Source organism: Metabacillus sp. YM-086, from assembly GCF_048059995.1.
GTDB lineage: Bacteria > Bacillota > Bacilli > Bacillales > Bacillaceae > Metabacillus > Metabacillus litoralis_B.
Map to the genome: position 1 here is coordinate 106771 of NZ_JBLUOI010000005.1, position 25280 is coordinate 132050.

A 25280-nucleotide genomic window follows, 5' to 3' on the forward strand; every position below is an offset into this window, starting at 1 on the left:
TGTTTCACTAAAGGATTATTGTTTAGATAGGTGGTTGGTGTGAAACAAAAAAGTTGGAAAAAGGGTCTTAGTTTTGCTTTGCTAACAATGATCTTTGGTTTAATGCTTGGAATTCAGTTTCAAACAATTAAAGAACCAGTTGAAAGAGATACGCGTGATATGTGGCAGCTTAGGGAAGATTTAAAAAAAGAGCAACAACTTCAAGCAGAGCTTCTAAATGAGATACGAAAATATGATGAAATTATTGAGTCATATAAGAAGCAAGAAAATTCGAATCCGGAAACAGCTTTAAAAGAAACCTTGGCAGTATTAAAGGAAGAAGTTGGTTTAACCGAAATATCTGGAGAGGGCATAACGATTACAATTGATCGATTATTTTCAGAAGAATTACTTGGAGTAGAAATACAAAATATCTCACCAGAGCTTTTAAAACGGCTAATCAATGAACTCAATTCTTATGGAGCAAAAGAAATCTCAATAGAAGGCAGAAGGGTTATTAATTCGACTGTCATCAGAGATATCAATGGTCAAACGAAGATGGATAATTTTAGCCTAAACAGTTTTCCTATAAAGATAAACGTAATTTCAGATAATGTGGACAAACTTTATAACAGAATGAATGCTTCGAATACTGATGAAGATTTTGCCATTGATAATCTGAAGTTAACGATATCAGACCCAATTGAACAGTTAACTATTCCTCCTTATGAAGATCCAATTCGAGTTCGGAATATGAAACCTGTAGAGTCATCAGATAAAGGGGGAGAATAAAATGTGGCTGCCAATTTTAGGACTGATTCTCGGTGTCTTTTTAGGTCTAGTATCAGAGTTACGTATTCCCCCTGAGTATTCCAATTATTTATCAATTGCAATTTTAGCAGCACTTGATACACTGTTAGGAGGAATTCGTGCACATCTTCAGGATATCTATGATGAAATGGTGTTCGTTTCTGGATTTTTCTTTAACATCATTTTAGCTGCAAGTTTAGCTTTTCTAGGTGTCCATCTTGGTGTAGACTTGTATTTAGTAGCAATGTTTGCCTTTGGAGTAAGGCTATTTCAAAATATAGCCGTAATAAGAAGGATTCTTATTACGAAATGGTCAAATTCTAGGGGAAAAAAGAAAAAAATTGAATAATAAAAAGGAAAAATTAAGTATTTGACGAATAAACACTAGTAAAGCAGAAATCAAGCAAATATTTAAATAAAATTTTTGTTACAAACCTGTAAAACTAGATTCATTGTCATGTTGTTCTGTAAAGAATAGAATAGAAAGTGATAGATGGGGAGGTGCCTTAGAATGAACAGCAATGAACTATTTGTAAGTCTTGACATCGGTACATCCAGTGTTAAAGTAATTATTGGTGAAATGACGAATGATGCTTTAAACATTATTGGTGTAGGAAATGTAAAATCAGAAGGATTAAGAAAAGGGTCTATAGTTGATATAGACGAAACAGTTCATTCTATAAAAAAAGCGGTTGAGCAGGCCGAGAGAATGGTTGGAATCTCCTTAACGAGAGTGGTAGTAGGTGTTACAGGAAATCATGTGCAATTACAGGATTGCCACGGAGTTGTAGCTGTTTCGAGTGAGAATAGAGAAATATCTAATGAAGATGTAAGACGAGTTATTGAAGCTGCTCAAGTTATCTCAATTCCACCTGAACGAGAAATAATCGATGTTATTCCAAGACAATTTATTGTAGATGGACTAGATGAAATCAATGATCCAAGAGGAATGCTTGGGGTTCGTTTGGAAATGGAAGGTACCATTATTACTGGATCTAAAACGATCTTACATAATTTATTGCGTTGTGTAGAGCGTGCAGGACTTGAAATAACTGATATCTGTTTACAACCTCTAGCTGCGGGATCTGTTGCATTATCAAAAGATGAGAAAAACTTAGGTGTGGCACTTGTGGAAATTGGTGGGGGATCCACTACAATCGCAGTGTTTGAACAAAATCACCTAATTGCATCCAGTGTCTTGCCTGTCGGTGGTGAGCACATTACGAAGGATTTGTCTATAGGTCTTCGTACTACTACCGATGAAGCAGAACGCATAAAGCTGAAATATGGACATGCCTTTTATGATCATGCTTCAGAAGATGAAATTTTTGAAGCAGCAGTTATAGGGTCAGATCAGAAAAGAACGTTTAACCAATTAGAAGTTGCGGACATTATCGAAGCTCGTTTGGAAGAGTTGTATGAGCTTATCTTACATGAGCTAAGAAGATTAGGAATCGGAGAATTACCTGGCGGCTTTGTTCTAACCGGGGGTACAGTTAGAATGCCTGGAGTACTTGAATTAGGACAAGTTGTTCTTCAAAATAGTGTAAGAATTGCAAGTCCGGATTATATTGGTGTCAGAGAACCTCAATATATGACGGGAGTAGGCTTGATTCAATTTGCATATAAGAATGCTAAAATTCAAGGTAGAAAAATAGGTTCAAACGTTACTGTTGATGCTGTAGAAGTAGCAGCAACAAAGGAACCGCAACAGCAGCGTACAAAACCTCAGCAACACCCAGAAGAAAAAAAGGTAAATAAAGTGAAGAAATTTTTTGGCTACTTCTTTGAATAGTTTACATCTATTAGAAGTCATTTGATGGATTAGGAGGATTTTGCATGTTGGAGTTTGATACGAATATTGACGGCTTGGCTACCATCAAAGTAATTGGAGTTGGTGGCGGTGGTAATAACGCTGTTAATCGAATGATAGAGCACGGTGTACAAGGTGTAGAATTTATTGCAGTTAACACGGATGCACAAGCATTAAACTTATCTAAAGCAGAAGTGAAAATGCAGATTGGCTCGAAACTTACAAGAGGATTAGGTGCTGGTGCTAACCCTGAAGTAGGGAAAAAAGCTGCTGAAGAAAGTAGAGAGCAAATTGAAGAAGCTTTAAGAGGAGCTGACATGGTATTCGTTACAGCCGGCATGGGCGGCGGAACTGGAACTGGTGCAGCACCTGTTATTGCACAAATTGCTAAAGATTTAGGTGCTCTTACAGTCGGTGTTGTTACTAGACCGTTTACATTTGAAGGACGTAAACGTCAAATGCAAGCAGCTGGCGGTATTTCTTCAATGAAAGAGTCAGTGGATACACTTATTGTGATTCCAAATGACCGTTTACTTGAAATTGTTGATAAAAATACACCTATGCTTGAAGCATTTAGAGAAGCAGATAATGTGCTTCGTCAAGGGGTTCAAGGTATTTCTGACTTAATCGCTACCCCAGGTTTAATAAACCTTGACTTTGCAGATGTAAAAACGATTATGTCAAATAGAGGATCTGCTTTAATGGGAATTGGTGTAGCCACTGGAGAAAATCGTGCTGCAGAAGCTGCTAAGAAAGCTATTTCCAGTCCACTATTAGAAAAATCAATTGATGGTGCTCAGGGTGTTCTTATGAACATTACTGGTGGAATGAATTTAAGTTTATATGAGGTACAAGAGGCAGCTGATATTGTAGCTACTGCTTCTGATCAAGATGTAAACATGATTTTTGGTTCTGTTATTAACGAAAACCTAAAGGATGAAATCATTGTTACAGTTATTGCAACTGGTTTTACTGAACAAGAAATTAGTCCTTTAAAACAACAGAATACGCGTCAATTTAATAATGGTAATACGCTAACAAAAGTCCCGCCAAAACGTGAGAGTCATCGTGAGGAACCTGTACAAGAAGCACCAACTCGTACTAATACACAACAACCTGAAGAAACGCTTGATATTCCGACCTTCTTACGTAACCGTAATAAACGTCGATAAACCAAAAAAAGAGTGTTAAATGAAAATTTAGCACTCTTTTTTATCTGTATATCTTTTATTATTTTGAAGTATAAAAGATGTACTAGAAACCTATAAACCAGCCAATAAAGTTTATCTTCCTCATACTTCTCCTCAAATATCTCTTTTTCTACTAATTGTTTTGCAAACCTAGACTATGACTCTTATAATTTGGTCGACAAAAATTCTAATAATCTTTCAAAAATTCTTACGTTCTATCGGCACTAAATGACAGACTTCCTATTTCTTAGGATTTATACTTAATGCAACAGGTCCCAAAGCTTTGAATTGTAATAAAAGACAGAGTCAGAGTAGCAAGGACAATTAAAACAGAAGGGAAAGGAGTAACAGATGTCTATTTATTTAGACGTTATTTGGCTCTTAAACTTTTCCTTTGATTTGTTTCTACTTGTTTTAACAGCCATTGCATTGAAAAGGAAAATAATGAAAATAAGAATTCTTCTTGCGGCACTATTAGGCTCAAGTATTGTTATTATGATGTTTAGCCCTTTAGCATTTATCTCTACACATCCTCTTGGAAAAATGGGTATCTCTATTTTAATGGTCTTATTGGCATTTGGGTTTAAACGATTTCGCTATTTTTTTCATGGCCTTTTCACCTTTTATTTTGTCACTTTTCTAGTTGGTGGTGGAATGATCGGCGTACATTATTTTTTACAGGCAGAAATCACTTATTTAGACGGAATCTTAATGACTAATTCAACTGGCTTTGGACACCCAATCAGCTGGTTATTTGTACTTATTGGATTTCCGGTTTTGTGGTTGTTTGCAAGGAATAGTTTAGAAGGCTTTGAGGCAAAAAAAATTCATTACGAACAATTAGTGACTGTTAAGATAAAGGTAGATTCAACTCAAATGACCTTAAAGGGGCTAGTTGATAGTGGAAACCAACTTTTTGATCCAATTACTCGTAGTCCTGTTATGATTTTAGATACACAGAAAGTTAAGGACTATATTCCTGATCAACTCGTTCACCATGCGCTGCAAGATGATGTGATGAAGGCAATGACTGACGATCAACAAGAAGGCCACGAATGGGAGCATCGAGTTCGTATTATACCTTATCGTGTGGTAGGAAAAGAGAATCAGTTTTTATTAGGATTTAAGCCAGATGAAGTGTGGATAGAAACAAATAATGAAAAAATTAAGGTGCAAAAGACAATTGTTGGGTTAAATCGAACTGCTCTGTCTTCAGAGGATGAATATCAATGTATCGTTCATCCCAAAATGCTTCAAGGCCCATCAATCCAAAATGTTTCGTAAAATTACCTACTTCTATCTTACTCCGGTTCCATTTATTTATTACGCCAGGTATAAGATTTTTTATACTATCAGAACGTAAAAGGTTTAATGGTAGATAGTATAGAAGAATGATGGCTCTCGTCATTAGGACTTGGCAATAAGCAATTTGTTAAAATAATGAATTTAAGGAAGAGATCAGGGGAGAAAAACGTAACTGTCATATTTTAGAAGGGGGAGGAAAATGAAAAAATTAAAGTTACAGCTAACATACTTATGGTATAAGTTATTAATTAAACTAGGGATTAAATCTGATGAGGTATACTACATTGGTGGAAGTGAAGCATTACCACCACCTCTTTCTAAAGATGAAGAAGCAGTTTTGCTACAAAAACTACCTTCAGGGGATCAAGCAGCTCGATCAATTTTAATTGAACGAAATTTACGATTGGTTGTTTATATTGCACGTAAATTTGAAAATACAGGAATTAATATAGAAGATTTAATTAGTATTGGTACAATTGGCTTAATTAAGGCAGTTAATACATTTAATCCTGAAAAGAAAATAAAATTAGCTACATATGCTTCAAGATGTATCGAAAATGAAATACTCATGTATTTACGCAGAAATAACAAATTACGCTCAGAGGTTTCTTTTGACGAACCCTTAAATATTGATTGGGATGGTAATGAGCTACTCTTATCAGATGTTTTAGGTACAGAGGATGACATTATTACAAAGGATCTTGAAGCAAATGTAGATAGAAAATTACTATTAAAAGCACTACATCAATTAAATGATCGGGAAAAACAAATTATGGAATTAAGATTTGGATTGCTTGGTGGTGAAGAAAAGACTCAAAAGGACGTTGCAGATATGTTAGGAATATCTCAATCCTATATCTCCAGGCTTGAGAAGCGTATTATTAAAAGGCTGCAAAAAGAATTTAATAAAATGGTCTAAAAAAATTTTTTCGGTAAAAAGTCCTTTTATATCAATTATTTAGACGGTTTCTACTCCCTTTAACTTGAAAGCTTGTGCATATTTTTTCCTGTCGAGGAGATACTTAACACTGTACAGCAACTCCTGTTAGGAGGGAAAGATGTGACAAGAAATAAAGTTGAAATTTGTGGAGTAGATACCTCTAAACTTCCAGTTCTTAAGAATGAGAAAATGAGAGAGCTATTTAAGCGAATGCAAAACGGAGACATATCAGCAAGAGAAGAGCTGGTAAATGGCAACTTAAGATTGGTACTTAGTGTAATCCAGCGATTTAACAACCGAGGAGAATTTGTTGACGATTTGTTTCAAGTTGGCTGTATAGGATTAATGAAATCAATCGATAATTTTGACTTAGGCCAGAACGTCAAATTTTCAACATATGCTGTACCAATGATTATCGGAGAAATCCGAAGATACTTAAGAGATAATAACCCAATCCGTGTCTCCCGTTCTTTAAGAGACATCGCTTACAAAGCACTACAAGTAAGAGAACGTTTAATGAGTGAAACCTCCCGGGAGCCAACCGCAGAGGAAATATCAAAAGTACTTGATGTCCCACATGAGGAAATTGTATTTGCACTCGATGCTATTCAAGACCCGGTTTCACTTTTTGAGCCTATCTACAATGATGGGGGAGACCCAATTTTTGTCATGGATCAGCTAAGTGATGAAAAAAATCGTGATATTCAATGGATTGAAGAATTAGCATTAAAAGAAGGTATGAGACGCCTTAACAGTCGAGAAAAGCTAATTCTACGCAAGAGATTTTTCCAAGGCAAAACTCAAATGGAAGTCGCAGAAGAGATAGGGATTTCTCAAGCACAAGTTTCTCGTCTAGAAAAAGCTGCAATTAAACAAATGAATAAAAATATCCAAAATTAAGGCTGCTCTTTTGAGCAGTCTTTTTATTTTGTACGTTGTTAGCTGACTCATCTTGTAAAGTCCGTATACTTCCTTCACTACCCATAAGCAGGAATCTTACCCTTCACTTCAACAACAAGCTGTAAAATACCTATCTTTAAGTATGACATAAAAAAATCTGAACGAATTGAATAGTTTATGCTATAAGCTACATAGATATGTAATAGAGGATTTCTTATAAATGTATACAGTAATAAGTTAAAAGATAATGAATTTGAATAATGGAGGTAAGTTAATGAATATATCTGAGTTCCAAACAAAAGATGTTGTGAATGTTTCTGATGGAAAAAAGATGGGTAACATTGGAGATTTTGATATTAATGTTACAACAGGAAAAATTCAAGCCATCATTATAAATGGTCAAGGAAGAATGCTTGGTTTTTTTGGAAAAGACGAGGAATTCGTCATTCCATGGCGAAATATAGTAAAAATAGGTGAAGATGTTATTTTAGTGAGAATGAATCGACAAATTGAGCTTCAAGATGAATAAATTGTCACTGAAAGCTAAACGTAACGGGTAATATGTGGTAAAATAAAGAGCGTTAGAACCAAATTAATGTCGAATATAAAAGGGTTGAAACAATGATGACAGCAAACTCTTTTCAGTTAGAGGATAAAACGTATTTGTCAGTCAGTGCCTGGGATGGTTTAATAAATGGTCTTTCAGTTGGGTTTACAACCAAAAACGGTGGTAATAGTGTTGAAGAATTTTCCTCTTTAAACCTAGGTCTTCACGTTAACGACCAAAACGAAATTGTTATAAAGAACAGAGATCAGCTTGCAAAGGCTCTAGGATTTTCATTAGATAACTGGGTTTTTGCAGAACAAGTTCATTCTAATGTTATAAAGAAAGTGACAAAAGAGAGCAAAGGAAAAGGAATAAGTGTATATGCAGATGGATTAACTGGGTCTGACGGTATTTACACTTCTGAAAAGGGAATCATGCTATCTCTGTGTTTTGCAGATTGTGTGCCTTTATACTTTATTGCTCCCGAACATTCATTAATTGGCCTTGCTCATGCTGGCTGGAAAGGGACAGTAAAGAATATTGCTGGAGAAATGATCATAAAGTGGAATAAAGACGAGGGAGTTAACCTAAAGGATATTAAAGTTGCTATTGGTCCAGCAATTAATGATTGTTGTTATATTGTTGACGAAAAAGTGATATCCTCAATAGATAAGAATATTTTAGAAGATTACCCATTGCCTTATGACACTGTATCAGAAGGGCAATACAAATTAAACCTCCCTCTACTTAATAAATACTATCTTCTGAGTGCAGGTATACCGGATGAAAATATTATAACATCCGATTTATGTACAAGTTGTGAAAGTGGACTGTTTTTTTCTCATCGTCGTGACAAAGGAAAAACAGGCAGGATGTTAAGCTTTATTGGAATAAATGAGGAGGCTCACCTGTAGAAATGAACGTGCAGGAAAATTACCGTAATATACGTAGTACAATTGAAAAAACATGTGAACAAGTAGGTAGAAATGCAAATGAAGTTCATGTAGTTGCTGTAACAAAGTATGTAAGTGTTCAACGTGCAAAGGAAGCCCTTGCTGCTGGAGTAAAACATTTAGGGGAAAACAGAGATGAAGGTCTTATTGAAAAAATAGAAAATATAGGAGAAGGTCCTATTTGGCACTTTATCGGTTCATTGCAAACACGTAAGGTGAAGAATATCATCAATAAAGTTGACTATATTCATTCGTTAGATCGTCTTTCATTAGCAAAAGAAATTGATAAGCGTGCTCAAAAACCTATTAAATGCTTTGTTCAAGTTAATGTTTCCGGTGAAGAAGCTAAGCATGGTTGTTCACCAGAAGATGTTGTGAAATTTATTCAAACATTATCGGAGTATCCTAACATTAAGATTGTTGGATTAATGACAATGGCACCATTCACTGAAGATCATGATGTTATTCGAGGCTGTTTTAAACGATTAAAACAGCTTCAGCAAGATGTACAAGCATTACAACTCCCATCGGCACCTTGTTTGGAATTATCAATGGGTATGTCTAATGATTATGAAATAGCGATTGAAGAAGGTGCTACTTTTATTAGAATTGGCACTTCTCTCGTCGGAAATGAAATTGGAGGTGTATAAGATGTCAATTAAAAATAGATTTAAAAGTTTTTTCGCATTAGAAGATGAAGAATATGAATATGATGAAAATGAGGGTTATGATGAAGAGTATGAAACACATCAACAACAACAACCTTTGGCAGCTAAACATCAATCTCAACCAGCAAAGCAAAATGTGGTGAGTTTGCAAAGTATTCAAAAATCCTCTAAAGTTGTTTTAAGTGAACCAAGAGTGTATGCTGAAGCTCAAGAAGTTGCAGATCATTTGAAGAATCGCCGTGCGGTGGTTGTTAATCTTCAAAGTATACAAAGAGATCAGGCGAAAAGAATTGTTGATTTTTTGAGTGGTACGGTTTACGCAATAGGTGGAGATATTCAGCGAATTGGAATGAACATTTTTTTATGTACTCCTGATAATGTTGATGTTTCAGGCTCCATATCTGAATTAGTAACAGAAGATGATCATCAAAGGTGGTAGACAAACATGGGTATATTATTTAGTTTACTCTCAACATTAATTACTTTTTATTCTTACGCGCTAATTGTTTACATATTACTATCTTGGTTCCCAGGAGCAAGGGAATCAGGTTTCGGGCAATTTTTAGCGAAAATTTGTGAACCATACCTTGAGCCCTTTCGGAAATTCATTCCCCCACTTGGTATGATTGATATTTCGCCGATTGTCGCAATTTTAGCTCTACGATTTGCTCAATATGGAATTGCTTCGATCTTTAGAATGATTGGCTAAGGGACTATAAGTAGTCCCTCTTTTTCATTTAGGTAAAGAAATATATTGGAGTGGGGTTATGGATCATATATATCAACATTTTCGCAATGAAGAAAGACAATTTATTGATCAAGTTTTAGAGTGGAAGGATACTGTATTAAATCAATATAGCCCAAAGCTTACTGATTTTTTAGATCCTCGCGAGCAAGAGATTGTAGCATCAGTTGTAGGCGAAAATCTGGATGTAAAGGTGATGTTTTCTGGTGGTGTTCAGGATACGGAAAGAAAAAGAGCTTTTATTTATCCGGATTATTATCAGCCACTTGAAGAGGATTTTCAGTTAGCACTTTTTGAGATTCATTATGCAAGTAAATTTATCTCTTTACAACATAGACAAGTATTAGGTTCTTTAATGAGTTTAGGTTTAAAGAGATCTAAATTTGGGGATATACGATTTTACGAAGAAGTTGTTCAATTTGTGTGTGCAAGTGAAATAGCCGATTATTTACGTGCGAATTTCCATGAAATTGGGCGAGCCAAGGTTACTCTCAAAGAAATGAATGTAGAAAAACTTATACCTCATGTTGAAGATGTACAGGAAATAGTAACAACTGTATCTTCTCTTAGGCTAGATGTAGTTTGTTCAGCTATTTATACTATTTCACGACAAAAGATTCAACCGTTAATTACAAATGGACTCGTAAAAGTAAATTGGAAAACAGTAGATTCGGTCTCTTTTGAATGCCGGGAAGGCGATACTCTCTCAGTCAGAGGTTTTGGAAGGAGTAAACTCGTTTCAATGGAAGGAAAAACAAAAAAAGACCGATTCAGAGTGATCATTCATAAGCAAAAATAAATGACCCGAAATAGTTTTAGTAGTTATAGAAAATATTGTAACGTAAAATTATTTTAAGAAAAAACAGGAATTTCAACAAACCTGTCGAAATATGATTTATAATGTTGACAAGGATTAACTATTTCACTACATATTGGAGGTGGCACCCGTGCCTTTAACACCGTTAGATATCCATAATAAGGAATTTAATAAAGGGTTTCGTGGATATGATGAAGATGAAGTTAACGAGTTTTTAGATCAGGTTATCAAAGATTATGAAATGATTATACGAGAAAAGAAAGAGCTTGAGTCTCGTGTTACAGAACTAACAGAGAAACTAGGTCACTTTACTAATATTGAAGAGACATTGAATAAATCGATCATTATAGCACAAGAAGCAGCAGAAGAAGTGAAGCGGAATGCTCAGAAAGAATCAAAGTTAATTATTAAAGAGGCGGAAAAAAACGCAGATCGAATTATTAATGAATCTTTAGCTAAATCAAGAAAGATTGCTATGGAGATTGAAGAGCTGAAAAAACAGTCAAAAGTATTCAGAACTCGTTTCCAAATGCTTATAGAGGCACAGCTTGACCTGCTTAAAAATGATGATTGGGATCATTTATTAGAATATGAGGTTGAGCCTATTTTTGGAGAAACGGAAGAATCCAAAAGTTAAACTTGACTTTTTTAATTTCAATCGCATATAATACGAAAACATAGATATGTTTTTGCTCTAATAATACAAATACTATATATAACTGTGATAGGGACAGTAGTCTTTTATGTTCTTTATATTAGCGAATCGAGGATGGTGTAAGCTCGACATAAAGATAAAAGATGAATATCACCCTTGAGTTCCAGGCTGAACATGTTACCATTAGTAAGCTGTGGCGTATATTCACGTTACGAATACTAGAGTGGATTAAAGTAGTGTATTTAATCTAGTAGGGTGGTACCGCGAGAAAACCTTCTCGTCCCTTGTGGGATGAGAAGGTTTTTTGTGTTGTATTAGATAGAATTTTTAAAACATTTACTTATTTTGATGAACAATTACATGAAAAAAAGAGCTATTAAAATAACTGGAGGAATTAGTGATGGAATACAAAGATACCCTTCTGATGCCGAAAACTGAGTTTCCAATGCGTGGAAACCTACCTAACAGAGAGCCGTTAATGCAAGAAAAATGGGCTAAAATGAATATTTATGAAATGGTACAAGAACGAACAAAAGATCGTCCGCTGTTTATTTTACATGATGGACCACCTTATGCAAATGGAGACATTCATATGGGGCATGCATTAAATAAAATCTTAAAAGATTTTATTGTTCGTTTTAAATCTATGAGTGGGTATTGTGCACCTTATGTTCCGGGCTGGGATACTCATGGTTTACCAATTGAGACAGCTCTTACAAAAAATAAAAAAGTAAAAAGAAAAGAGATGTCTGTTGCCGAATTTCGTAAGCTTTGTGAGGAATACGCTTGGGAACAAATTAATGGTCAACGTGAGCAGTTTAAACGCTTAGGGGTACGTGGGGATTGGGAAAACCCATATGTAACACTGCAGCCTGAATATGAAGCACAGCAAATTAAAGTTTTTGGTGAGATGGCGAAAAAAGGTTATATTTACAAAGGATTAAAACCTGTATATTGGTCACCATCAAGTGAATCAGCACTTGCTGAAGCAGAAATTGAATATCAAGACAAACGCTCTCCATCTATTTATGTTGCCTTCCCTGTAAAAGATGGAAAAGGCGTATTATCACATGATGAAAAAATTATCATTTGGACAACAACTCCTTGGACAATGCCAGCAAATTTAGGAATTTCGGTACATCCAGAGTTAGAATATAGTGTTGTAGCTGTTGATGGTGAAAAGTATGTTGTTGCGTCTGATCTAGTAGAATCTGTTGCAACAACTATTGGTTGGGAGAGTTATGAAATTGACCGCACGTTAAAAGGTGTTGAATTAGACCGTGTAACGGCAAAACATCCAATCTATGACAGAGAATCACTTGTTATGTTAGGTGAGCATGTTACAAGTGATGGAGGAACAGGTTGTGTTCACACTGCACCTGGTCATGGAGAAGATGACTTTATCGTCGGACAACAATACGGGTTAGATGTATTATGTCCAGTTGATGAAAAAGGATATATGACAAAAGAGGCACCAGGGTTTGAGGGGTTATTCTATGATGAAGCAAATAAGCCGATCACTGAAAAACTTCAAGAAGTAGGCGCATTATTGAAACTTCAATTCATTACACACTCTTATCCACATGATTGGAGAACGAAAAAGCCAACAATATTCCGTGCTACTGCTCAATGGTTTGCATCAATCAAAGATTTCCGTGAAGATCTTTTAAAAGCTGTTAATGATACAAAATGGGTCCCAGCATGGGGGGAAACTCGTCTTTACAACATGGTTCGTGATCGTGGAGATTGGTGCATTTCCCGTCAACGAGCATGGGGTGTCCCAATTCCTGTGTTTTACGCTGAAAATGGTGAACCGATCATTACGGATGAAACAATTGAGCATGTGTCAAACTTATTCCGTGATTATGGTTCTAATATTTGGTTTGAACGCGAAGCAAAAGACCTTTTACCAGATGGCTTTACACATGAAGGAAGCCCTAATGGTAAGTTTACAAAAGAAAATGATATTATGGATGTTTGGTTTGATTCAGGATCTTCCCACCAAGCGGTACTTTTAGAAAGAGAAGATCTCCAAAGACCAGCAGACTTGTATTTAGAAGGATCTGACCAGTATCGTGGTTGGTTTAACTCTTCTTTATCAACGGCAGTTGCTGTGACGGGCAAAGCTCCATATAAAGGTGTCCTAAGTCATGGTTTTGCTCTTGATGGTGAAGGGCGTAAAATGAGTAAATCTTTAGGGAATACTGTTGTACCTGCTAAAGTTATGAACCAGTTAGGTGGAGATATTCTTCGTTTATGGGTTGCTTCAGTTGATTATCAAGCAGATGTTCGTGTTTCTGACGCGATTTTAAAACAAGTTGCTGAGGTTTACCGTAAAATTCGTAATACATTCCGTTTCCTATTAGGTAACTTAAGTGATTTTAACCCAGCAACTGATTCGGTTAGCTTAGAGAACCTTAGAGATGTAGATCGATATATGCTTGTTAAACTTAATAAGCTAACAAAACGAGTAAAAGAAGCTTATGAACAATATGAATTTGCGGCGATTTATCATGCCGTTCATAATTTCTGTACGATTGAACTAAGCTCATTCTATTTAGATTTTGCAAAAGATGTACTTTATATTGAGTCATCAGAAAATCAGGAACGTCGTGCAATTCAGACGGTACTTCACGAAACATTATTATCACTTGTTAAATTAGTAACACCAATTCTTCCTCACACAGCTGATGAAGTTTGGGAGCACATTGACTCTGTAACAGAAGAGAGTGTGCAGCTTGTTGACATGCCGGAAGTAAAAGAATATGAACAATCAGATGAACTTGAGAAAAAATGGGATGCATTTATGACATTACGTGATGATGTTTTAAAAGCATTAGAAGTGGCTCGTAATGAGAAAGTAATCGGAAAGTCGTTAACAGCAAGTATTGCTCTTTATCCAAATTCGGAATCAAGAGCATTACTTAATTCAGTTGATGAAGACTTAAAGCAATTATTTATCGTTTCAGGCTTTACTATTGCTGGAGATTTTGACGATGCTCCTGAAAATGCTCAGGTCTTTGACACAGTAAAAATTGTAATAACACCGGCAGAAGGTGAAACATGTGATCGTTGTTGGATCGTTACACCAGAAGTTGGTCAGGTTGAAGAACATCCAACACTATGTCAGCGATGTGCTTCAATTGTGAAGGAACATTATTAAGTTTTAACAAGGGCCTATTTCTTTAATGTGTTTATATTAAAGAATAGGCTCTTTTTCTTTTGTACATAACTATGTAAAATCCAAATAAGTATAGCCTACAGACTATATCTTGCAGTATATAGCCCAATTTCACAGAAAAAGGTTTTAAAGAGTAAATTCATGGGTAAAAAATACTCATTCAGACAAATGGAAAGAAAGTTAACAAAGTTAGCAGCCATTACAATCACAGGAAAATTCTTATCAGGGTGAGCAATGGATTTTTCGGGCAAAACTAATGTTAACATCATGAGAAGGATAAGGAGTTGTCCATCTTGAATAAATTTTCTGGTATTCGTTACGAATTACAATTGATGAGAGAAGAACTGCGAGCTAGATTATTTGATCACAGTTTGTTTGATATGACTTTAGACGAAGATTATCATAAAAGTCATACATTAATGCATCATATTAAAGAGGAACTTCAAGATGTAGAACGTGCCTTAATGAAAATTGATAAAGGACTTTACGGGTATTGTGAAGAAACCGGTGAAGAAATTCCTTTTGAAAAATTAAGGATACTCCCAACAGCTAGAACAAAATACGATTTCTTTTTCCAGGAATTATTTGAACGAAAATCTCTCCCTCAACACGACTATACTCATGAAGAAACTTATATCACAGGCAGTGATTTCTGATCATCATTGACTATTGTTACGGCCCAAATTATTTTGTAATTTGGGCCGTTATAATGAATAAATTGTTTTATCCAAGCTATACTTTTCCTAATAACTTACGCTTTTGTTCCGAGTATGGTACAATTTCTTAGGATAAACCCGAAAATAGACATTAGAAAGTTGGGGGAAGAACGTGTATTATTACATAATTGCTGCAGTCATTATTTTAATTGACCAAGTCACGAAGTGGTTAATCGTAAGAAACATGCAAATTGGTGAGAATATTACTGTTATTGAAAATTTCTTCTACATAACATCCCATCGAAACCGTGGAGCAGCCTGGGGCATTTTGGAAGGACAAATGTGGTTTTTCTATATTATAACGGCTGTTGTTATAGTCGGGTTAATTTATTATATTCAAAAACATACGAAGGAAAATAAGGTAATGGGTGTAGCACTTGGCTTTATGCTAGGTGGTGCAATTGGTAATTTCATTGACCGTTTATTTCGGAAGGAAGTTGTCGATTTTATTAATACATACATTTTTTCTTATGACTTCCCAATTTTCAATATAGCAGATTCTGCTCTTTGTATTGGGGTAGCTTTATTATTTATTCATATGTTGTTTTTTGAAGGGAAACAAGAGAAGGAGCAAGCATAAATGGACATCGTTGAATTACAAGTTAGTGAAGAACATAAAAATGAACGGATTGATAAGTTTTTGTCTACTTCAAACGAAGAGTGGTCAAGAACACAAGTTCAAATTTGGATAAAAGATGGTTTGGTGAAGGTAAATGATAAGGCCATTAAGACGAATTACAAATGTCAAGTGAATGATAAAGTTGTTATAGAAATACCTGAACCAGAACCTCTTGATGTTGTAGCCGAAGAAATGGATCTTGATATATATTATGAGGATCAAGATGTGTTAGTTGTTAATAAACCAAAAGGAATGGTTGTTCATCCAGCACCTGGTCATATGAATGGTACACTTGTTAACGGGTTAATGGCACATTGCAAGGATCTTTCAGGGATCAATGGCGTTTTAAGGCCTGGGATTGTCCATCGAATCGATAAAGACACTTCCGGATTATTAATGGTTGCTAAGAACGATATGGCCCATGAATCTCTAGTTCAGCAGCTTGTAGACAAAACAGTAACAAGACGATATAAAGCAATTGTACATGGTAGTATTCAACATGATCACGGAACAATCAATGCACCAATTGGACGTGATAAAACAGATCGTCAGAGTATGACGGTAACAAATGTTAGCAGTAAAGAAGCAGTCACACATTTTCATGTGTTAGAGAGATTTGATAACTTTACGTTTATAGAATGTCAGCTTGAAACTGGAAGAACCCATCAAATTCGTGTTCATATGAAGTATATAGGCTTTCCGTTAGTTGGTGATCCGAAATACGGGCCGAAAAAAACACTCGACATAAATGGACAAGCACTTCATGCAGGTATACTAGGATTTGAACACCCTCGAACTAAAGAATATCTTGAGTTTGAAGCTCCGTTACCTAATGAGTTTGAAGAAGTTTTAAATAGTATTAAAAATAATCATTGACACATTTCTACATGTTTGTCATAATGTAATTAACTTAATAAGAACCTTTAACACAGTCCCGTGAGGCTGAGAAGGAAAACGGATAAAGACCATAGTCTATATTGGCTTAGTCTAGCTATGTCTTCGTGAACCCTCTCACAAAATCGGTGAGAGGGTTTTTCGTTTTTCAAGGTTATATTTTGAATTTCTAGATGTGGAGAAACGAAAGGAGATTATAAAATGTCTCAAAAAGCAGTTTTATTAGATGAACAAGCAATTCGTCGGGCATTAACAAGAATTGCTCATGAAATTATTGAGAGAAACAAAGGGATTGAAGACAGTATTTTAGTTGGCATTAAAACAAGAGGGATTTATCTTGCGAACCGACTTGCCGAACGTATTGAACAAATAGAAGGTAAAAAAATCGCAATTGGTGAACTGGATATAACACTATATCGTGATGATCTTACGAAGAAAACAGAAGATCTAGAACCGCTTGTAAAAGGTTCTGATATCCCTGTAGATGTAACAAATCAAAAAGTGATTTTGGTTGACGATGTATTATACACTGGAAGAACTGTTAGAGCTGCGATGGATGCACTCGTTGATATTGGGAGACCTGCAAATATTCAACTAGCTGTATTAGTTGACAGAGGACACCGTGAACTGCCGATAAGAGCAGATTATGTAGGGAAAAACATTCCAACATCGAGCTCAGAAAAGATTGTCGTTGAATTAAATGAAGCTGATAAAAAAGATCAAGTAACTATTCACGAAAATTAAATAAAACCCTTTTAAGAACAGTCCAGAGAGGCTGCAAAGGGGCGCACATTGGAAGGTGGTCGTTTAATAATGATTGCTCGCCTCTTTGTACCTCTTTGCCTCAGTAAGCAAAGAGGTTTTTTTATGGACATAAAAAGTGTTACATGAGTGAATGGTCGAAAAACACAATTCAAAGATTACCGCTATAATAATAAAATTACGATTCTTTCACACATTATAACTAACAAGAATGATGCATATTGGAGGACCTAACATGAAAGAAGATCAAATTGTTTTAGACGTAAAAGATACACCAAAACCAATGACCTGGCTTGCACTTAGTTTTCAACATTTATTTGCCATGTTTGGCGCAACAATTCTAGTACCATTTTTAGTAGAGCTAGACCCAGCTGTGGCACTAATCTCAAGTGGATTAGGAACTATTGCATTCTTACTCATTACAAAAGGTCAAGTACCAGCGTATTTAGGATCATCCTTCGCATTCATTACACCAATCATTGTGGCGAAATCAACAGCAGGTGTAGGGGCTGCGATGGTGGGGAGCTTTTTAGCTGGTCTCGTGTACGGGATTATCGCTTTAATTATCAAAGGTACAGGTCATAAATGGATAATGAAAATTCTTCCGCCGGTAGTTGTAGGACCTGTCATTATCGTTATTGGCTTGGGATTAGCAGCAACTGCGGTAGGTATGGCGACAAATAACCCTGCAGGTGATTATAGCTTAAAGCACTTCTCGGTTGCGTTGGTAACATTGCTAATTACAATTTTGTGTTCAATCTTCCTAAAAGGATTTTTCAACTTAATTCCAGTACTCATTGGTATTGCAGGTGGGTACTTCTACTCACTAGCGATTGGAATTATTGATTTTTCAAATGTAATAGCAGCAAATTGGATTCAAGTACCAAACTTTGTTATACCTTTTGTAAACTACACTCCTTCAATAACACTTGATATTGTATTACTTATGGTACCTGTTGTTGTCGTGACGATCTCTGAACATATTGGACACCAACTAGTTTTAGGAAAAGTAGTAGGAAGAGATTATATTGAAAAACCAGGTTTACATCGCTCGATTTTAGGTGATGGTGTAGCTACTATGATCGCTGCTTTAATCGGGGGACCACCGAACACAACATATGGTGAAAACATTGGTGTTCTGGCAATTACAAGAGTTTACAGTGTGTTTGTTATCGCAGGAGCTGCAGTATTAGCCATTCTGTTTGGATTTATTGGGAAGATATCAGCATTCATCAGTTCAATCCCGACACCTGTTATGGGTGGAGTATCCATTCTACTATTTGGTATCATCGCATCATCTGGATTGCGTATGATGATAGACAGCAAACTTGATCTTGGAAATAAACGAAATTTAATTATAGCATCTGTTATATTAGTAATAGGAATTGGAGAAGCAACGCTTAAGATTGGAAATTTCGACCTTCATGGGATGGCATTAGCAGCAATAATTGGTATTGTATTAAATTTAGTTCTACCTTATGATAAGGACGAATCAATTAATAATGAAACGGCATAAGAAAATGGCTTAGATCTTTTAAAGAAAAGTCCAGAGAGGCTTAAAAGGGTGTAAGGCAAACAAAGGTATTGCTATACCTTCATTTGCTCTACCTTCAAACACCCTGATTTAGTAAATCAGGGTGTTTTTCTATAAAAAAGACTTATTAAAACAAGATTATAGGAGTGGTTGGGCATGTCAAATCTATTAACTATGAACCAGCTTACAAATGAAGAAATTCACTCAATTTTAGAGGATGCAGAGCAATATAAATCAGGGCATGGCTGGAAGGCTCTAGATACAGTGTTTGTCTCAAATTTGTTTTTTGAGCCAAGTACAAGAACAAGATTCAGCTTTGAAGTAGCTGAAAAGAAGTTAGGGCTTCAAGTCTTAAATTTTACAGCAGAACATTCTAGTGTACAAAAAGGTGAAACTTTATATGATACGGTTAAAACACTTGAGTCAATTGGGGCAAATGCAGTAGTCATTAGGCATCAACAAGATCACTTTTTTGATGATTTGGTCGGAAAGGTATCGATACCAGTCATTAATGCAGGAGATGGTTGTGGTCATCATCCTACCCAATCATTACTTGATCTACTAACAATTAAACAAGAGTTTGGACAGTTTAAAGATTTGACAATCTCAATACATGGTGATATTAGACACAGTCGTGTTGCAAGGTCAAATGCGGAAGTGTTAACAAGGCTTGGAGCAAGAGTGTTATTTTCAGGACCTGCTAAATGGCAAGACCCATTAAACACATATGGAGAATATGTCGAAGTTGACGAAGCAATCCAACAGTCAGATGTTGTAATGCTCCTACGTATACAGCATGAACGCCATGAAGAAAAAGATTCAGCACAAGATTATTTGCAGCAATATGGTTTAACAAAAGAAAGAGAAAAACAAATGAAACAACATGCAATTATCATGCATCCAGCACCAGTAAATCGTGGTGTTGAAATTGATGGTGATTTGATAGAATGCGAACGCTCTAGAATTTTCAAACAAATGGAAAATGGTGTGTTTGCTAGAATGGCAGTTTTAAAGAGAGCTTTACAACAAATTGAGCAAAATCAGGAGGTAATGAAACATGTTATTTATTCTTAAAAATGGATTAATTTTAGATGAGCTTGGTGAGTTGAAAAAGTCTGATGTGAAGGTGAAGGACGGAAAGATAATTGAGATTGGAGAAAATCTTTCTACTGACGGATGTGAAATCATTTCAGTTGATGGAAATTTGATTTCAGCAGGTTTTATTGACCTTCACGTCCATTTAAGAGAGCCAGGTGGCGAGCACAAAGAAACAATTGAAACAGGTACACAAAGTGCAGCAAAAGGTGGATTTACAACAATAGCTCCAATGCCAAACACTCGACCAGTTCCTGACACCAAAGAGCAAATGGAATGGTTGCAAAATCGAATAAAGGAAACAGCGGTTGTGAAAGTTCTTCCATATGCTTCGATTACAACAAGACAGTTAGGTGAAGAATTAACAGACTTTGAAGGATTAAAAAACGCAGGTGCATTTGCCTTCACTGATGATGGTGTTGGTGTACAATCTGCTGGCAAAATGTTAGAAGCAATGAAACAGGCAGCTTCTATTGGTGCAACAATTGTGGCGCACTGTGAAGAAAATACATTAATAAACAAAGGTTCAGTACATGAAGGTGAATTTTCTAGAAAACATGGTATTAATGGAATTCCTTCTGTATGTGAGTCAGTACATATCGCGAGGGATATCCTTCTAGCAGAAGCTGCAGGCTGTCACTATCATGTGTGTCATATCAGTACAAAAGAGTCTGTACGTGTAGTAAGAGATGCAAAACGTGCTGGGATAAATGTAACAGCTGAAGTAACACCACATCACTTATTATTATGTGAGGATGACATTCCAGGCCTTGATCCGAATTTTAAAATGAACCCTCCTCTAAGAGGGAAAGCAGATCAAGAAGCTTTAATAGAAGGATTATTAGATGGAACAATTGATTTTATTGCAACAGACCATGCGCCACATGCAGCAGAAGAAAAAGCAGAAGGTATGCAGTTAGCACCATTTGGAATTGTGGGATTAGAAACAGCATTTCCATTACTATATACACATTTCGTACTAACGAAGAAATTTACACTAAAGCAACTTGTTGATTTCTTGACAATTCAGCCTGCAAGAGCATTTGGATTATCTGAAGGAGTGCTTGAAGTTGGAGCTGCTGCTGATATTACTGTGGTAGAGTTGGAAACTGAATCATCAATTAACCCAAGTGAATTTTTATCAAAAGGCAAAAATACACCATTCACTGGTTGGACTTGCAAAGGTTGGCCAACGGCAACAATCGTAGATGGAAACATTGTATGGGAAAAGGGAGGCGTCACAGTATGAAAAGACAACTAATCTTAGAAGATGGAACAGTATTTTTGGGTGAGGCATTTGGAAGTGACAAGGAAAATTTCGGAGAAGTAGTATTTAACACAGGGATGACAGGATATCAAGAAATCCTCTCAGATCCATCATATTGTGGACAAATCGTCACTTTAACTTATCCTTTAATCGGAAACTACGGTATTAACAGAGATGATTTCGAAACGATTACGCCATTTATAAACGGATTTGTTGTAAAGGAATTCTGTGACTATCCTTCTAACTGGAGAAGTGAATATACAATTGATGAGTATTTTAAAATGAAAAACATTCCTGGAATCTCAGGCGTTGATACTCGCAAGCTTACAAGAATTATTCGTATGCACGGTACATTAAAAGGAGCAATTTGCTCTGCTGATGCAAATCCAGAAGAAGTCATTAGCAAGCTAAAAGGAACACAACTTCCTACAGATCAAGTACAAGTTGTTTCAACAAAAACAGCATACCCAAGCCCAGGCAGAGGACATCGTGTAGTGTTAGTGGATTTTGGAATGAAGCATGGTATTTTAAGAGAATTAAATAAACGTAACTGTGACATTGTTGTTGTACCTCATAATGTGACAGCTGAGGAAGTTTTACAATTAAACCCAGATGGTATTATGCTTTCAAATGGACCAGGAGATCCAAAAGATGTGCCAGAAGCTATTAATATGATTAAAGGTATTCTTGGAAAGGTTCCATTGTTTGGGATTTGCTTAGGACATCAATTGTTTGCTTTAGCATGTGGTGCTGATACAGAAAAAATGAAATTTGGACACCGAGGGTCAAACCATCCAGTTAAAGAACTAAGTACAGGTAAGGTAGATATTACATCTCAAAACCATGGTTACACAGTAAGAGAAGAATCAATCAAATCAACAGATTTAGAAGTAACACATGTTGCATTAAATGATGGAACAGTTGAAGGGTTAAAACATAAACAAGCACCTGCATTTACAGTCCAATATCATCCGGAAGCTTCACCAGGACCGGAGGATGCAAACGGATTATTTGATCAGTTTTTAAACTTGATGATTGAAGCTAATAAGAAAGAAGGGGTTCTATAATGCCAAAACGTACAGACATCAATAAAATTCTTGTTATCGGTTCAGGTCCAATCGTCATTGGTCAAGCAGCAGAATTTGACTATGCTGGAACACAAGCATGTATCGCTTTAAAAGAAGAAGGATATGAAGTTGTTCTTGTTAACTCAAATCCAGCTACAATTATGACTGATACAGAAATTGCAGATAAAGTATATATTGAGCCTCTTACGGTTGAATTTTTAAGCAACATTATTCGTAAAGAACGTCCAGATGCCCTTGTTCCAACTTTAGGAGGACAAACGGGTCTTAACATGGCCGTTCAATTAGCAGAGTCAGGTGTACTAGAAGAATGTGGAGTTGAAATTTTAGGTACTAAGCTTTCTGCAATCCAACAAGCAGAAGATCGTGATTTATTCAGAAGATTAATGAATGAATTAAATGAGCCTGTACCTGAAAGTGAAATTATTCATAACTTAGATGAAGCTTTTGCGTTCGTTAATCAAATCGGATATCCAGTTATCGTAAGACCTGCTTATACATTAGGTGGAACTGGTGGAGGTATTTGTGAAAATGAAGAAGAGCTTATCGAAATTGTTACAAGTGGATTAAAAAACAGCCCTGTAACACAATGTCTTCTTGAAAAAAGTATTGCTGGATTTAAAGAAATTGAATATGAAGTAATGCGTGACTCAAATGACCATGCCATTGTTGTATGTAACATGGAAAATTTTGATCCAGTAGGTGTTCATACAGGTGACTCAATCGTTTTTGCACCAAGTCAAACGTTAAGTGACCGTGAATATCAAATGCTACGAAACGTATCATTAAAGATTATCCGTGCATTGAAAATTGAAGGTGGCTGTAATGTTCAGCTAGCACTTGATCCAGACAGCTTTAAATACTACATTATTGAGGTTAACCCACGTGTGAGTAGGTCATCTGCGTTAGCTTCTAAAGCAACTGGTTATCCAATCGCTAAATTAGCAGCGAAAATTGCTGTTGGTTTAACACTAGATGAAATGAAAAACCCTGTTACAGGTAGAACTTATGCATGCTTCGAGCCAGCATTAGATTACATCGTATCAAAAATCCCACGCTGGCCTTTTGATAAGTTTGAGTCTGCAAACCGCCATTTAGGAACTCAAATGAAAGCAACTGGCGAGGTTATGGCGATCGGTCGTACACTTGAAGAATCTCTGTTAAAAGCAGTTCGTTCACTTGAATCTGATGTAGATTATCTTCGTTTAAAAGATGCTGAACAATTCACAGACGAACTAATTGAAAAGCGTATTCGTAAAGCTGGTGATGAGCGCCTATTTTATATCGCTGAAGCTCTTAGAAGAGGTGTTACGAAGGAAACCATTCATGAGTGGAGCCAAATTGACTTATTCTTCTTAATGAAGATTGAAAAAATTATTAGATTTGAAAAAAATCTTCAAGAAAACCCTTATGAATTAACAACCTTACAAACTGCTAAAGAAATGGGCTTTGCAGATTCTGAGATTGCTAAGCTTTGGAATACAAATGATCGTGAAGTATATGAATTAAGAAAACAAGCAGATATTATCCCAGTTTATAAAATGGTTGATACATGTGCAGCGGAATTTGAATCTGCAACACCTTACTTCTATGGATCATACGAAGACGAAAACGAATCAATTGTAACTGAGCGTGAAAGTGTTGTTGTTTTAGGTTCAGGTCCAATCCGGATCGGTCAAGGTGTTGAGTTCGATTATGCAACGGTTCACTCTGTATGGGCAATTAAAGAAGCAGGGTATGAAGCAATCATTATAAATAACAACCCTGAAACTGTTTCAACAGATTTCAGTATTTCTGACAAGCTTTATTTTGAACCATTAACAATTGAAGATGTTATGCATATCATCGATTTAGAAAAACCAAAAGGTGTTGTTGTTCAATTCGGTGGACAAACGGCTATTAATCTAGCGGATGAGTTACAAGCACGAGGTGTAAAAATACTTGGAACATCTTTGGAAGATTTAGATCGTGCGGAAGATCGTGATAAATTTGAACATACTTTAGCTACCCTTGGAATTCCTCAACCACTTGGAAAAACAGCTACTTCTGTAGACCAGGCTGTGAAGATTGCAGAAAACATCGGTTATCCAGTTTTAGTAAGACCATCTTATGTACTAGGTGGACGTGCAATGGAAATTGTTTACCAAGAGGCTGAGCTTTTACACTATATGAATAATGCAGTGAAAATCAATCCGCAACATCCTGTATTAATTGATAAATATCTAACAGGTAAAGAAATTGAAGTTGATGCAATTTCTGATGGAGAATCAGTTCTTATCCCTGGTATTATGGAACACATTGAACGTGCAGGTGTTCACTCAGGAGATTCAATCGCTGTTTATCCGCCACAATCATTATCTGAAGAAATAAAAAACAGTATCATTGATTATACAATTAAGCTTGCTAAAGGTTTAAATATCGTTGGATTACTAAATATCCAATTCGTACTATCAAAAGGAGCGGTTTATGTACTAGAAGTAAATCCTCGCTCAAGTCGTACTGTACCTTTCTTAAGCAAAATAACAGGAGTACCAATGGCGAATTTAGCAACAAAGGTTATTCTTGGTGCAAAACTTGAGGAACTTGGCTATGAAACAGGATTACATCCAGAAAGTGAGGGTGTGTATGTAAAAGCTCCTGTCTTCTCATTCGCTAAGTTACGTCGAGTGGACATCACATTAGGACCTGAGATGAAATCAACAGGGGAAGTAATGGGGAAAGATATTACTCTAGAAAAAGCTCTTTACAAAGCACTTGTTGCTTCTGGAATTCAGATTAAAAACCATGGCTCTGTCCTATTAACAG

24 protein-coding genes and 1 other annotated feature are annotated in these 25280 nt (G+C 36.0%); all 24 genes read left to right on the top strand.

The genetic code is table 11. The annotated features are described in order from the left end of the window. Nucleotides 1–39 precede the first annotated feature (39 nt). Nucleotides 40–771, top strand: a complete 732-nt coding sequence (locus tag ACEWK1_RS03885; protein WP_306821500.1) for a DUF881 domain-containing protein — start codon at nt 40–42, stop codon at nt 769–771. A gap of 1 nt (nt 772) precedes the next feature. After that, nucleotides 773–1138, top strand: coding sequence for a small basic family protein (locus ACEWK1_RS03890; RefSeq protein WP_212134458.1), 366 nt, complete (start codon nt 773–775; stop codon nt 1136–1138). 162 nt (nt 1139–1300) lie between these two features. Next, a complete protein-coding gene (gene ftsA, locus ACEWK1_RS03895; protein WP_121661327.1) occupies nt 1301–2584 on the top strand; it encodes a cell division protein FtsA in 1284 nt (427 codons plus the stop codon). A gap of 44 nt (nt 2585–2628) precedes the next feature. Then, nucleotides 2629–3774, top strand: a complete 1146-nt coding sequence (gene ftsZ, locus ACEWK1_RS03900) for a cell division protein FtsZ (protein ID WP_121661328.1) — start codon at nt 2629–2631, stop codon at nt 3772–3774. A 369-nt stretch (nt 3775–4143) separates the two neighbouring features. Then, complete coding sequence (spoIIGA, locus tag ACEWK1_RS03905) at nt 4144–5076, top strand: sigma-E processing peptidase SpoIIGA (RefSeq protein ID WP_121661329.1); 933 nt, start codon at nt 4144–4146, stop codon at nt 5074–5076. Nucleotides 5077–5296: 220 nt separating this feature from the next. Continuing rightward, nucleotides 5297–6016, top strand: coding sequence for an RNA polymerase sporulation sigma factor SigE (sigE, locus tag ACEWK1_RS03910; protein WP_121661330.1), 720 nt, complete (start codon nt 5297–5299; stop codon nt 6014–6016). A 99-nt stretch (nt 6017–6115) separates the two neighbouring features. Beyond that, a complete protein-coding gene (gene sigG / locus ACEWK1_RS03915) occupies nt 6116–6937 on the top strand; it encodes an RNA polymerase sporulation sigma factor SigG (RefSeq protein WP_180320432.1) in 822 nt (273 codons plus the stop codon). 247 nt (nt 6938–7184) lie between these two features. Beyond that, nucleotides 7185–7466 carry a YlmC/YmxH family sporulation protein gene (locus tag ACEWK1_RS03920; protein ID WP_121661331.1) on the top strand — a complete coding sequence of 94 codons (282 nt, stop codon included), beginning with the start codon at nt 7185–7187 and terminating at the stop codon, nt 7464–7466. Nucleotides 7467–7561: 95 nt separating this feature from the next. Beyond that, the gene (pgeF, locus tag ACEWK1_RS03925; protein ID WP_180320433.1) at nt 7562–8398 is read left to right on the top strand and encodes a peptidoglycan editing factor PgeF; all 837 of its coding nucleotides are present in this window, start codon (nt 7562–7564) and stop codon (nt 8396–8398) included. 2 nt (nt 8399–8400) lie between these two features. Continuing rightward, nucleotides 8401–9087, top strand: coding sequence for a YggS family pyridoxal phosphate-dependent enzyme (locus ACEWK1_RS03930; RefSeq protein WP_121661333.1), 687 nt, complete (start codon nt 8401–8403; stop codon nt 9085–9087). A 1-nt stretch (nt 9088) separates the two neighbouring features. Further along, nucleotides 9089–9544: a cell division protein SepF gene (locus ACEWK1_RS03935; protein WP_121661334.1), complete on the top strand. Its 456-nt coding sequence runs from the start codon at nt 9089–9091 to the stop codon at nt 9542–9544. 6 nt (nt 9545–9550) lie between these two features. Next, complete coding sequence (locus tag ACEWK1_RS03940; RefSeq protein ID WP_098796214.1) at nt 9551–9814, top strand: YggT family protein; 264 nt, start codon at nt 9551–9553, stop codon at nt 9812–9814. A 58-nt stretch (nt 9815–9872) separates the two neighbouring features. Continuing rightward, the gene (locus tag ACEWK1_RS03945) at nt 9873–10649 is read left to right on the top strand and encodes an RNA-binding protein (protein WP_121661335.1); all 777 of its coding nucleotides are present in this window, start codon (nt 9873–9875) and stop codon (nt 10647–10649) included. Between the two features lie 148 nt (nt 10650–10797). Beyond that, nucleotides 10798–11304, top strand: coding sequence for a DivIVA domain-containing protein (locus ACEWK1_RS03950; RefSeq protein ID WP_121661336.1), 507 nt, complete (start codon nt 10798–10800; stop codon nt 11302–11304). A gap of 75 nt (nt 11305–11379) precedes the next feature. Continuing rightward, nucleotides 11380–11610, top strand: a binding site (T-box leader). 112 nt (nt 11611–11722) lie between these two features. After that, nucleotides 11723–14485 carry an isoleucine--tRNA ligase gene (gene ileS / locus ACEWK1_RS03955; protein ID WP_212134460.1) on the top strand — a complete coding sequence of 921 codons (2763 nt, stop codon included), beginning with the start codon at nt 11723–11725 and terminating at the stop codon, nt 14483–14485. Nucleotides 14486–14835: 350 nt separating this feature from the next. Continuing rightward, entirely contained in the window at nt 14836–15159 is a 324-nt protein-coding gene (locus tag ACEWK1_RS03960) for a TraR/DksA family transcriptional regulator (RefSeq protein ID WP_121664932.1), read from the top strand. A 172-nt stretch (nt 15160–15331) separates the two neighbouring features. After that, nucleotides 15332–15799, top strand: coding sequence for a signal peptidase II (gene lspA / locus ACEWK1_RS03965; protein WP_121661338.1), 468 nt, complete (start codon nt 15332–15334; stop codon nt 15797–15799). Next, complete coding sequence (locus ACEWK1_RS03970) at nt 15800–16714, top strand: RluA family pseudouridine synthase (RefSeq protein ID WP_121661339.1); 915 nt, start codon at nt 15800–15802, stop codon at nt 16712–16714. A gap of 219 nt (nt 16715–16933) precedes the next feature. Next, nucleotides 16934–17476: a bifunctional pyr operon transcriptional regulator/uracil phosphoribosyltransferase PyrR gene (gene pyrR / locus ACEWK1_RS03975; protein ID WP_098796220.1), complete on the top strand. Its 543-nt coding sequence runs from the start codon at nt 16934–16936 to the stop codon at nt 17474–17476. 253 nt (nt 17477–17729) lie between these two features. Continuing rightward, nucleotides 17730–19010, top strand: a complete 1281-nt coding sequence (locus ACEWK1_RS03980) for a solute carrier family 23 protein (RefSeq protein WP_121661340.1) — start codon at nt 17730–17732, stop codon at nt 19008–19010. Between the two features lie 174 nt (nt 19011–19184). Then, on the top strand, nt 19185–20102 hold the full coding sequence (locus ACEWK1_RS03985) for an aspartate carbamoyltransferase catalytic subunit (RefSeq protein ID WP_212134462.1): 918 nt from the start codon (nt 19185–19187) through the stop codon (nt 20100–20102). After that, entirely contained in the window at nt 20086–21372 is a 1287-nt protein-coding gene (locus ACEWK1_RS03990; RefSeq protein ID WP_212134464.1) for a dihydroorotase, read from the top strand. Before ACEWK1_RS03985 ends, ACEWK1_RS03990 begins: the two co-directional genes overlap by 17 nt. After that, nucleotides 21369–22457 carry a carbamoyl phosphate synthase small subunit gene (locus ACEWK1_RS03995; protein WP_212134465.1) on the top strand — a complete coding sequence of 363 codons (1089 nt, stop codon included), beginning with the start codon at nt 21369–21371 and terminating at the stop codon, nt 22455–22457. The genes ACEWK1_RS03990 and ACEWK1_RS03995 overlap by 4 nt, the downstream gene beginning before the upstream one ends. Beyond that, nucleotides 22457–25280: carbamoyl-phosphate synthase large subunit (carB, locus tag ACEWK1_RS04000; RefSeq protein ID WP_416635738.1), on the top strand; the 2824-nt coding region annotated here is incomplete at its 3' end. The genes ACEWK1_RS03995 and carB, both read left to right, overlap by 1 nt.

Coding starts and splice junctions, on each gene's coding strand:
- ACEWK1_RS03890 (WP_212134458.1), top strand. CDS start 773: ATGTGGCTGCCAATTTTAGGACTGATTCTCGGTGTCTTTTTAGGTCTA.
- ftsA (WP_121661327.1), top strand. CDS start 1,301: ATGAACAGCAATGAACTATTTGTAAGTCTTGACATCGGTACATCCAGT.
- ftsZ (WP_121661328.1), top strand. CDS start 2,629: ATGTTGGAGTTTGATACGAATATTGACGGCTTGGCTACCATCAAAGTA.
- spoIIGA (WP_121661329.1), top strand. CDS start 4,144: ATGTCTATTTATTTAGACGTTATTTGGCTCTTAAACTTTTCCTTTGAT.
- sigE (WP_121661330.1), top strand. CDS start 5,297: ATGAAAAAATTAAAGTTACAGCTAACATACTTATGGTATAAGTTATTA.
- ACEWK1_RS03920 (WP_121661331.1), top strand. CDS start 7,185: ATGAATTTGAATAATGGAGGTAAGTTAATGAATATATCTGAGTTCCAA.
- pgeF (WP_180320433.1), top strand. CDS start 7,562: ATGACAGCAAACTCTTTTCAGTTAGAGGATAAAACGTATTTGTCAGTC.
- ACEWK1_RS03930 (WP_121661333.1), top strand. CDS start 8,401: ATGAACGTGCAGGAAAATTACCGTAATATACGTAGTACAATTGAAAAA.
- ACEWK1_RS03935 (WP_121661334.1), top strand. CDS start 9,089: ATGTCAATTAAAAATAGATTTAAAAGTTTTTTCGCATTAGAAGATGAA.
- ACEWK1_RS03940 (WP_098796214.1), top strand. CDS start 9,551: ATGGGTATATTATTTAGTTTACTCTCAACATTAATTACTTTTTATTCT.
- ACEWK1_RS03945 (WP_121661335.1), top strand. CDS start 9,873: ATGGATCATATATATCAACATTTTCGCAATGAAGAAAGACAATTTATT.
- ileS (WP_212134460.1), top strand. CDS start 11,723: ATGGAATACAAAGATACCCTTCTGATGCCGAAAACTGAGTTTCCAATG.
- ACEWK1_RS03960 (WP_121664932.1), top strand. CDS start 14,836: ATGAGAGAAGAACTGCGAGCTAGATTATTTGATCACAGTTTGTTTGAT.
- ACEWK1_RS03970 (WP_121661339.1), top strand. CDS start 15,800: ATGGACATCGTTGAATTACAAGTTAGTGAAGAACATAAAAATGAACGG.
- pyrR (WP_098796220.1), top strand. CDS start 16,934: ATGTCTCAAAAAGCAGTTTTATTAGATGAACAAGCAATTCGTCGGGCA.
- ACEWK1_RS03980 (WP_121661340.1), top strand. CDS start 17,730: ATGAAAGAAGATCAAATTGTTTTAGACGTAAAAGATACACCAAAACCA.
- ACEWK1_RS03985 (WP_212134462.1), top strand. CDS start 19,185: ATGTCAAATCTATTAACTATGAACCAGCTTACAAATGAAGAAATTCAC.
- ACEWK1_RS03990 (WP_212134464.1), top strand. CDS start 20,086: ATGTTATTTATTCTTAAAAATGGATTAATTTTAGATGAGCTTGGTGAG.
- ACEWK1_RS03995 (WP_212134465.1), top strand. CDS start 21,369: ATGAAAAGACAACTAATCTTAGAAGATGGAACAGTATTTTTGGGTGAG.